This is a genomic window from Moorena sp. SIO4G3 (genome assembly GCF_010692305.1).
In the GTDB taxonomy this organism is placed as follows: Bacteria; Cyanobacteriota; Cyanobacteriia; order Cyanobacteriales; family Coleofasciculaceae; genus Moorena; species Moorena producens_A.
Genome location: NZ_JAAHIG010000072.1, coordinates 20,742 through 30,662, shown reverse-complemented (window position 1 = coordinate 30,662; position 9,921 = coordinate 20,742). Strand labels below are relative to the sequence as shown.

Here is a 9,921-nt window from a genome sequence, read left to right as displayed (position 1 = left end):
GCATTGTAGTCACTGACCTGATCGTTGTGCCTAGGCATTTCATAGGGTATGCCTTTGGACACCACTACGCCAGCTAATAATCCATATTGATCAAAAATCTCAATCACATTAGGAAAATAGTCGATGGGTAATGAGGGTAGATCCGATAAGTTATTTGTTGCCCTATCTAAATCCTCTACAGGATTTATTTTATAGTTAGAAAACATGGCTTCCTCCAATTACACAATTTTCAAGTTATCAGATGGCAACCTGTAAACTGTAACCTACAACCTGTAACCTGCAACCTGTAACCTGCAACCTGTAACCTGTAACCTTTAATCTGTAACCTGTAACCTCTAACAAAGCAATTCATTAAAAACTTCCTTCGAGTAGGTCTGGTGAGACATCTTGATCAGATAGACGTGGAGGCCAATGAGAAGTTGCCGTGGATGAGCTAGATCCAGAGTTTGGTATTAGTGCTGGGGTAGGAGAAAAGGATGCTGGTGCTTGTCTAGCGCCATCTGTTGGCAATGGAAATAATTGCTCGACTAATGCCATTCTCTCCTTAAGTTGACGCACCCTTTGCTGATTAGAAACTCGGTGAGATGCTCTCTTGACTTTAATTAAATGGTCTCGAATACTCTCCCATAAATTTTCTGACCACTCCTGCTCTTTAAGATCAGACTCAGGAATTTGAATTTGTTCTAACAAAGGCACATAGCTTTCTTTGGCTCTTTGATAAGCGGGATTGATGATGACTGCTTTACCAGTAGGTAATTTAATAAACTGAGCGGGCTCTAAAAGTGGTCGCTTGTTCTTTTGATCGGATTTAGAGTGAGAACTGCCCCCTGTACCACTACTCTTGGATTTGGATTTGAAATGAATTTGAAACTCTCCTAATAGGTCAGAGAAGGTTTTAGCGGAGTCTGGATCTTGGGGATTAAAGATGAACTTTGTAGCTGTACCTCCTAGAATAGCTCTGGTTAGCTCTTTGCCATACCTATTTTCTAATTGTCCTAAGTTTTGATAGCCTAGAATACCACAAAACCCATCTTCTCGGTTTTCATTTAACCAGTTTACCAGCTGGGGTAAGTACAAACTTGGTAGCTCATCTAGGGAAACAACTAGAGGGTCTGTTCGAGGTTTAATTCGAGATACGTTCCGGTTAATAACCATATGGAGGATTGTTGCTAATAGTGGTCCGACAATATCCCGGTTATTTCGATCTAACCCAAAGACGATCAGTTGTTTTCCTTCTAAATCTAAAGGTAAGGTGGTTTTTCCACAAAATGCTCCCATAAAGTCTTTTTTCAAGAATTTTTGGAAGGTTCGCTGAGCAATTCCGATAATCCCGGCTACGGTTTTCTCACTTTCTTTAATACTAATGATTTGGGATAGGGGGCGAGTTGTCCAGACATTTAATTTCTCCTGGGAAGCAAATTCCAATCGGCTGACTAGGTCAGGCAAACTTAAAATTGCCTGTGCTGTCATTATATCACAATATCGCTGATTTTCGACTAAGGTACCAACTGCCTTGGTTAACAAAAATATTCCTTCGACTAAACTATCCCCGGCATCTTCAAAGAATTTATCGCCACTGGCTTTTCCGCCAGTTAAATCTGTATTTCGGTTAATGACTTGGGCGATTTGACCGGCTGCGATCGCATCTTCTTCATCTTTGAGTAAATCCAAGGGATTACAGACATCTGACTCAGGAAAACCAGGGGCAAAAATATGTACCTTATAGCCTCTTTTTAAAGCATAACCCACGGCCCGTTTTGCTTGCGCTGGATATTTGAAGTCATATATAATTGTGGGGAATCCTTGATCAAGGGATGAACGAATTAGAGGGTCACAGACTGAAAAGGATTTGCCTGAACCACTGGCTCCAATGGCGGCAATCCCGCGTTGGGCATCGGGAAGATATAAGGACTCGGCAGCAGGCTTAAACCAATTGAAAGCTTCAGGTTTCCGTTGCTTTTTCAATTTCCCCTGCTTGATCCATTCTTGCTCTTGACGCTTCTGAATGTCTTCGGGAGTGCCGACGTAGAGAGCAACGGAGTTTCTGGAAAGATTAGCCATCTGTTCCTGAGCTTTTTTACGAGCAGCTTTTTTCTCCTTTTTACCTCCCCAATAGCCTGTCGCTAATTGACCTTTCTTGCCATCCGGGATTATCGCTAGCAAACCCAAAGCTAGCAAACAGCTGGTGATGGTGATTCCCTGATTAGTTTGGGAAAAATCTATAAGATTTTCTTTGGTAAGTTGCTGATAAATTAATCCCGGAGGTAGACTAATAACGTGATTTGTATTCTGGTTCATTTTTCTTTGAAAATCGAAAATTGAAGACAACTATAGCGGTTTTCAATTGGGTGAGGTACAGAGTCCTGGGTTTTAGGGAACAGGGAATAGCGATGCATCGCTGTTCCCTATTCCCTATTCCCTTTGATTAATTTAGGTATACCAATCTAAATGCTGAACAGCTTAACAATTAACAATTTTCAAATTACTAATGACTAAAGTAAGCCTAAAAAGATTGGATCTTTCTCCTGGTAGGACAGAAATGGTACAGGACCGATGAAATAGGGTGTACACCCTAAATCCACAAACATGTTACGGACACAATAGCGGAAAAATAAGGCTGTACCAGCAGAGCCTTCTGTTTCTGATGTATCCCAAACTACTACCTTAAAGGCATCGCCAAAGGGATGTCTACCAGTGGGTTCCATCCCATCATTTATTTGTCCTAAAAAACCGGAACCTCCCTGAACTTCTTGATATTTACCACTAATCCACTGCTTACCTTTGATACTTGGCTGACCAGCTAATTCGATATGAGCGCATTCACTTTCACAGGGAACTTTAAATCCTTCTTGATCACTACCGGAAATGGTATTATTGCGTTGAGATTCAGCTATCCCAAAGGCGATATCCAAAATACCAATGGCGCTCCCTTGTGCTTGAATCGGATTGGGAAATTGCGAAAATGGTACTTGGGATAAACCAGGAACTTGAGCGATATTGGTATTCTGCCAATCCTTAAATGCAGCGAGGGGAGCAACATCAATACCAGGTAGGGAATCTAATCCATAAACCGATAGGTCAAGGGTGTCAAAGGAAAGGTCTCTGAGGTGGGGTGAGAATGCTAAAAAGTCTCCTAAGGTTTCTGTTGGGTCAAAGCTACTGGCCAAATTGATGGATAGTAAACCAAAGACTGGTTGCAGCTGTTCTATAGTATATCTTTCCAAATCAGGGATGGCGTCTACTAAGCTACCTAAGGTTTGGGAGCTCATTAACCCAAAATCTGCTAAGGACAAATTTCCTAAGTCGAATCCAGTTAGGGAGATAATGTTATTCAAGCTAAAATTTTGTAGCTCAAATATCTGCTGAAAGTCTCCTAATTTCATATATTGGTCTGGTGTTTGACCAGCTAACCATGTCCTTGATGGGTCATAACCTACAGCTTGAATCACATCTGAAGACGCTTGAAAAGAACCCCCTTGAGAAATACCGGGAAAACTTCCGAAGGTGACTTGATTCCAATTTGGTAGTTTAGTTCCCTCCCAAGCTGTGGTTGGCACATAGTCTTTCAGAGGATAACTTGCAGCATTGAATGCTAGCTTGGGTTTTACATTTGGTTTTACGTGTGGTTTTACTTGTGCTTCTACCTTGGGTTTAATTTTCGTTTCTTTTACTGGTAGTTTACTGTTTTGAACAGGAGTAAGAGTTGCGACCGCTGTTGGCATTCTTAATCCAGAGGCAATAAGAATACCAGAAAGTACAAAGCAAAGACCTAAGCCAGTGACGAACCAATAGAGTAGAATAAACCCTTTTCGCCGATGGTTATCCTTTTGCCACCAAGGTTTCTTTTTATTTGATTTTATCTGATGCTTACTGCTCATTCTTTTTCTCCTGGATTACGACTTCTTTAGTTAGGACTTCAATGGTGTCTTTCTGTTCATTCATTTGTGAAATGGCTGTTGGAACAGTTGGACGACGACCCATTTTTTGCAATTTATCGGCCAATTCCAAAGAAATACCGGCTTGAGTGGCGGCATTTGAAATAGTCTGACCGTCTTTGAGAAAAACGACGAAATTATCTAACTTTCTATGGAGTTGTGAACCCTTGACTAACAGTCCTTGTAAGGTTGCTCGAAAGATCCCCCGCTCTATGGCATCGACGACTATAAAATCTACGGAAGGAGTAGGTTTATTAAATTCAATGACTACTTCGCTAGGTCGGTCAGCTGGAGTCACTTTAAATAGATAAATCTGCCTACCATTAATAGAACGAGTAACTACTGTCAAAAGTGTGCTATTTGTCTTTGGGATACCAGGAATATCAAGTTCTTCAATGCGGCGCAAATGAATTACAGTTGCTTGATTATACTCACAGTTTTTTTTAGCAACTAAGTTATCTAAGCAACCATCGACATCAACAGCAACAAATGAGGGATTATCAATCCAGAGCTTTTCAATAACTTCCCCAGTAGAAATGAAACTGATATTTACACCATATCCTGGAGCCAATGCTACTGGAATTGGGTTATTTTGAGGCACTGAAGATTGCCCAGAAGAGGTTAGACTTACCCGTTTCACTGCTATAGCTGAATTACCAGGATCTGCCCAAGCTGGCTTAGCTATAAAAAGAGATAAAGCAAATAGTAAAAAAATTTGAGTTTTGGCTGGTTTAATTTTTAACTCTTGACCTAATTGAATTTGCAAGGCTGAAAAAAAATTAGTCATGGCTAGTTACAAGCTCCTTAAATTCACAATTGAAACGTTAAAATTTATATCAGTTTTTAATTAGGTGAGGTACATATTTCTGGGAGGGGTTAGGGGTGGGTTTCTCTTTCCTGTTTTCTGTTCCCTGTTCCCTGTTCCCTGTTCCCTGTTCCCTGTTCCCTGTTTCCTGTTCCCTGTTCCCTGTTCCATAAAACCAGGAAATATGTACCTCACCAAATTGATAAAAGCTAGACTACAACTCAAAGGGTGTGTTGACAAAAATTTGTACGGAACTCCCGGCACCCATGTACCATAATTTGGGCAAATTTTGTAGTCGGCGTGTTGCTGAAGCATTACGCTCTACAATGTCTTGAGCAAGAGGTTTAAACCCTCCCTCAAGCACTGCTCCCCATAGGTTGCGGTCTCGACTAGTGAAGGTGCTAGACTGGCTTGAGCCAAAACCACTGGAGGTGATAATTTGACTCCGTTCAGGTTGATTGAGTACTTCTCCTACTTTGGCAGCAGAACCAAACAAGAAGGCGATCATGTCATTTCTGGCGATATCATCAGAACCCCGATCCCAGACATTCGCGACCATCGGATTGCCTTTATCTCCTCTGAGACTAATTACTCCTGGGGGTAACTGATATTCTTGGTCATCGATGATTAATGCGATCGCATCACTATTCACTAGTCCACTATCATCAACCATGTTACAGAGAAAGACAATTTTGCTACCAGCTTTGAGCAAAACTTGGTTATCTTCATCCACTAGAGGCTCACTCAGACGCACCACAAATCGTTGATCCAAATTTGGTTGTTGAGAATTTCGAGATAGGTTCGACTTGGTCCAAACAATTGGTGTGATTAATTCTCCAGCTGCTTCTTGACCAAAGGAAAATAGCTTCCGTCTGATGGCTCTACCAGCTAAAATACTGGCTTCTTCTGAGATAGCAACTTGATCAGCAAAAATAACGGGAGATCCATTGAGGGGTTGGGGAGGATTGGGAGAGTTGGAAACTCTCTGTACAGCTGGAATTGAGTATGTATTAGCAATAGTAGAGCGTCCCCTGATCCCATTTTTTCGTTGGGCTACTGGTTGTGTTTGTGGGCTTGGTTCCATCATCGCTACATTTTGCTCTGGCGCTTCTGGAGTATTGGCAGAACTCAAACCATAACTTCCTAGTTGGCTCAAAGCCAGCCATTGCTCCATGGGATCTATCTTTGCTGCTGGGGCTGGAGGAGGTGGAGGAGGTGTTGGTGCTTTTGCCACAGGGGGTGGTGTTGGTGCTGTGCGCACTGGTGCTGTGCGCACTGGACGGGGTGGCGGAGCTTGACGAATTACTACTGGTTGCTGCACTGGACGGGGTGGCGGAGCTTGACGAATTACCACCGGTCGGCGCACTGGACGGGGTGCTGGACGGGTTGATGCTCTTACCACAGGAGGGGGTGGTGCTGAACGCACTGCTGGCCTAGGACGAGGTGGTGGAGGTGTTTTCGGTGATGGGGATGGGGGTTCTTCTGACTTGGCCAGCTCTATGGTTGTTTTTGGTCTTTTTTTCTCTTGAATGGCTTGGATCTGTTTTTGTTGCTTGGCTAGGGCTAATTCAGTCTTCAGTCGTCCGATTTCAGAATCGGTCGCGTTTTCCGATTCCTTCTCAACACTGGTGGGAATTGGAGTAACTTTTTCGACCAATTTCTTCTTAGAAGACAAGGAGGTCATCCCTGTAAAAACTAATCCAGCGACTACAGCAATTGACCCAGTTACTGCACCAACGGAAGCGCCTTTTGCCCAACCGGATTTTGCGAATTCCTGTTGGGTAACATTTAAGTCTGGATCTAAATCAGCGGAACCATTAGTCGATGCTATTACCCCCTGAGTGCTAGGATTTTGTTCTTGGTCATAACTAGTATCAAATTGTAGCAACTCAGCTAATGATTCTTCTGTCCATGTCGGGGCGGTATTCTCTGCACCATTGTTCTGCTGAATCAGAGTTTTTTTACTCATTTCTTCTTCAGATTTATGTTCCAGGCTTTGGACATCAAAGTCTTTTAGATCTGATAGCTTCATAATTTCTCCCAGTTGCTGTAGTTATTCCAGTTGCTGTAGTCATTAGTCCCACAACACGGATGTGTTAACACAGACGGATGCACGGATTAGTGGACTCTTGGACTCAGGACTATTGGACTTAGGATTCAGGTTTATTTTGAGTCTAAATCTTTGATACTTACCACCTCCAAACCTTTCTCTCTCGCCTTAGCAATAATCGGAGGTAGACTATCGTCTGCCATACCTGGTGAATACTTAGGAGGTTCCACTGCCCGTACATGAACCTGTTTGTTGAAGGGAATATAGGTGGGCAAATTATTGGTAGTATCTAGAACGGTTAATGTGCCAACCAAATCGATTGTCCATTCCCCTTCTTTTATTTTAATAGGTTCTCTGACAAATTGGGGGACAAAAGCAAATTGTGTTTTGCCCTTAAATACGTTGGATGGCGTTAAGTCTACTAACTTTAGGAGAAACGGATCACGAAAATCATCGGCTAAGGCAAAGCTAGCTTTCCAGGCTTGAGTAGATATTTTACCTCGACGCCTACCTTTGCCATGAATTTCTACTCCTGGATCAGAGTTTAAGTTAGAAAAGGGAACGCCATCTTTTCCAGGTAATCGCCCTGTCCAAGTAAACAGGTCACTCATGGTTTTAATGGTAAATGCTTTAATTACCTCTGCTGTCCGTTCTTTATTCCCAATGGCTTCTACCGCAGTGGTTTCACCAGTCTTCAATTGCACCAAAGAAGGAGCTGGCTTATTAGCTAGCCTTGCTTGAGCGCCATACAACAGGGCTAGGAAAAACAGAATTAAGGTATTGTAAGCAAAGTTGCTGATTAAGATAATCCCCAGACTATCCGTTACATTGAAACTGGATAACCAAGTACTCTTCTTACCTCTTTGGAGAAATTTTAGCTTATTCTGAGGAGAACTAGTCGTGCTGTCCATTTATTTTAAGCCTCCTAATACAAAAGCACTGAAGGAGTTTAAGCTATTAAAAATAGCTAGACCTCCTCCAGCGGCTAATACTAACGCTAGGATGGGGGCAATTAATCCAGCGACAAAAGCAAAAACTAATGGGTTATAACTCTCAGCATTAACAATTAATGTGGCGACTAAACCAACAATAATGTTGTAGCATATTTTCACTAAACCGATGGAAAAAAAGCTAATTAACCAAGCGTAAATTGCCTTAGCTCCCACAGGTAATAATGTGGCACCTACCGCTAATGGACCTAATAGTCCGGTTAGCAACATCGAAACTTCTGCTACCCACTGAAATGCCATACCAATCGACATTAACCAACCCGTTACTGCGGTTTGTAACGCAAAGCCGACTCGTTCAGTAACATTCAGAGGATTCAGCAATGAACCAACTTTATCGAACCATTGTTCAGATGTCGGTAACGTTTTAGAAAAGTCCCGTGCTTGTTGCTCTGCATTTGTTAAACAATCCACCTGTTGTTGAACATCGACGATAGAATCACATTGAGAAACCAAGGAATCAATAACTGCCTTTGCTCCAATATTTTCTGTCACAATTTGGTAGGATTCTTGCAAAGAAATTCTGGCAGATGTGTTTTGCAGTAGTGAATTAGACGTATTGTTGATTACACTTCTGAGTCCTTGGGTGCCATTGGCTAACATTGCTCCATCATTCGCTAACAAAACCGCGACTAATAAGGGCCAGATGATCTCAGACCACATAATTGGCTCATCGTATTCTATTAAAGCTTTTGCCCATTGAGTCATGAATAGAACTAAGCTTCCCACGGCAAAAAACACCCCCAGTGTAGCGATCACAGCATACAACCCACCTCCGAGGACTTCACTCCAGAGCTCATTCATGGCTTCTGCGATCGCAATTTGTCCGGTACGACCATTCTGGATAATCTGAGAGGCTCCATTACTAAATTGAGCGATTAAGTTGGGGGTGACTATCATTTAATGATTACCTCTTTACGTGATTAGTGATGGGATCAGCAAAGTTGAAACATTGGGGAGAGTGGGTAGATGGAGAATTCGCAGAGATCGGCAGACGGAGGAAATCCGGAATATAAGGACGAACAGACATGGCGATCGCTACACATGGTGATAAACAAAGAAGGTAGGAATAGGGACAAGCAGGTAAGCTAGACCAAGGAGACATAAGAGAAATAGTTGTGAGTGAGGAGTGTTATAGCGCTACGCGCAATGGCATTGGCAAGAGGCAAGAGGCAAAAGTTCACTAAAAGAGCGTTTCAGCTTGTATCAATGTCAAACACCTTAATGCGTAGTCCTATAAGTGCTAAGTGCGGAGCGTGAGTCAGTTCAGAATTGATAAATAATTGAATAATTCTGGATCCAGATAACTGTTGACGGTCAACGGTTAACGATTAACAATTAACAATTAACAATTAACGATCAACAGTCAACAGTTAACTCTTTAGCTAACTAAAACAAGCCACTTAAGGAGGTAATTCTCAAAGTTTCCATACCAGCGCCCAGTTTTTGGTATTGATCTGCCTGAGTTTGTCCATCCAAAGCACGAGAGATATTGCTTTGGAGCATGTTAGAAATTTCTTGTCGTTGCGCTTCCTCAACGGTAGCGGCTTGCAAGGAGCCGAGTATGGCGGCTTGACGAGCATTCTGAAGAGCGACTTCTTTGATCACATTCTGAGTAACTGTCTGATTTTGAGCTGTTTGAGCTGATTGCTGTACCTGTGAAACAGTATCCTGCATTTGCTGTAGCTCCTGGATTGACTGCTGCTGTCCTTCTTGACTAAGAACACGAGAGGCTGACGCTCTAGCCACTTGCCTTTCTACTTCATTAGCAAGTTTCTCTCCTTCATAAATTGGGTAATCGCTTTTTTGGAGACTTTCCTCAATTGACGCTCTGACGTCTTCCACATCCGGGATACCTAAAACTCCCATGGAATCTTCCAATGCTGATTTCAAATCGTTGTCTATGGTTTCTGGTAGATTGGTAAATTCATCGAAGAAATTTGTAAAGTAAGACTTAACCTTCTGAAATTCCTCAACAAACGAGTCAACAAAACTATCCACAATTCCACCAGAAGCATAGGCTGGTTTAGGAACTGTTGTAATTAGGGTACTAATAATTAACAACTGTAGCCAAGTTTTGGTGATATTTTTAGCCATGATTGAACTCCTTGATTGAATAGTTAC

Annotated in this window: 9 protein-coding genes; 1 reads left to right on the top strand and 8 read right to left on the bottom strand. The window is 42.2% G+C overall.

Annotated elements, in window-relative coordinates; all coding sequences use genetic code 11:
* The 7 genes from F6J99_RS15310 to F6J99_RS15280 form a co-directional block, all read right to left on the bottom strand.
* The coding region (locus F6J99_RS15310; RefSeq protein WP_293113675.1) for a hypothetical protein at window positions 1-206 on the bottom strand (206 nt) is incomplete at its 3' end.
* Window positions 207-351: 145 nt separating this feature from the next.
* A complete protein-coding gene (locus F6J99_RS15305) occupies window positions 352-2,298 on the bottom strand; it encodes a type IV secretory system conjugative DNA transfer family protein (protein WP_293113674.1) in 1,947 nt (648 codons plus the stop codon).
* A 194-nt stretch (window positions 2,299-2,492) separates the two neighbouring features.
* Entirely contained in the window at window positions 2,493-3,878 is a 1,386-nt protein-coding gene (locus F6J99_RS15300; protein ID WP_293113673.1) for a hypothetical protein, read from the bottom strand.
* The gene (locus tag F6J99_RS15295) at window positions 3,868-4,722 is read right to left on the bottom strand and encodes a hypothetical protein (protein WP_293113672.1); all 855 of its coding nucleotides are present in this window, start codon (window positions 4,720-4,722) and stop codon (window positions 3,868-3,870) included. Before F6J99_RS15295 ends, F6J99_RS15300 begins: the two co-directional genes overlap by 11 nt.
* A 232-nt stretch (window positions 4,723-4,954) precedes the next feature.
* A complete protein-coding gene (locus tag F6J99_RS15290; RefSeq protein ID WP_293113671.1) occupies window positions 4,955-6,772 on the bottom strand; it encodes a hypothetical protein in 1,818 nt (605 codons plus the stop codon).
* A gap of 131 nt (window positions 6,773-6,903) precedes the next feature.
* Window positions 6,904-7,701, bottom strand: a complete 798-nt coding sequence (locus F6J99_RS15285; RefSeq protein WP_293113670.1) for a hypothetical protein — start codon at window positions 7,699-7,701, stop codon at window positions 6,904-6,906.
* The gene (locus F6J99_RS15280) at window positions 7,702-8,697 is read right to left on the bottom strand and encodes a hypothetical protein (RefSeq protein WP_070391369.1); all 996 of its coding nucleotides are present in this window, start codon (window positions 8,695-8,697) and stop codon (window positions 7,702-7,704) included.
* A gap of 69 nt (window positions 8,698-8,766) precedes the next feature.
* On the opposite strand from F6J99_RS15280, the gene F6J99_RS15275 reads away from it, so the two are divergent.
* Complete coding sequence (locus tag F6J99_RS15275) at window positions 8,767-8,889, top strand: hypothetical protein (RefSeq protein WP_293026813.1); 123 nt, start codon at window positions 8,767-8,769, stop codon at window positions 8,887-8,889.
* A 297-nt stretch (window positions 8,890-9,186) separates the two neighbouring features.
* Here the strand turns inward: F6J99_RS15275 and F6J99_RS15270 are convergent, their stop codons facing one another.
* The gene (locus F6J99_RS15270) at window positions 9,187-9,894 is read right to left on the bottom strand and encodes a hypothetical protein (protein ID WP_293113669.1); all 708 of its coding nucleotides are present in this window, start codon (window positions 9,892-9,894) and stop codon (window positions 9,187-9,189) included.
* Between the last annotated feature and the right edge of the window lie 27 nt (window positions 9,895-9,921).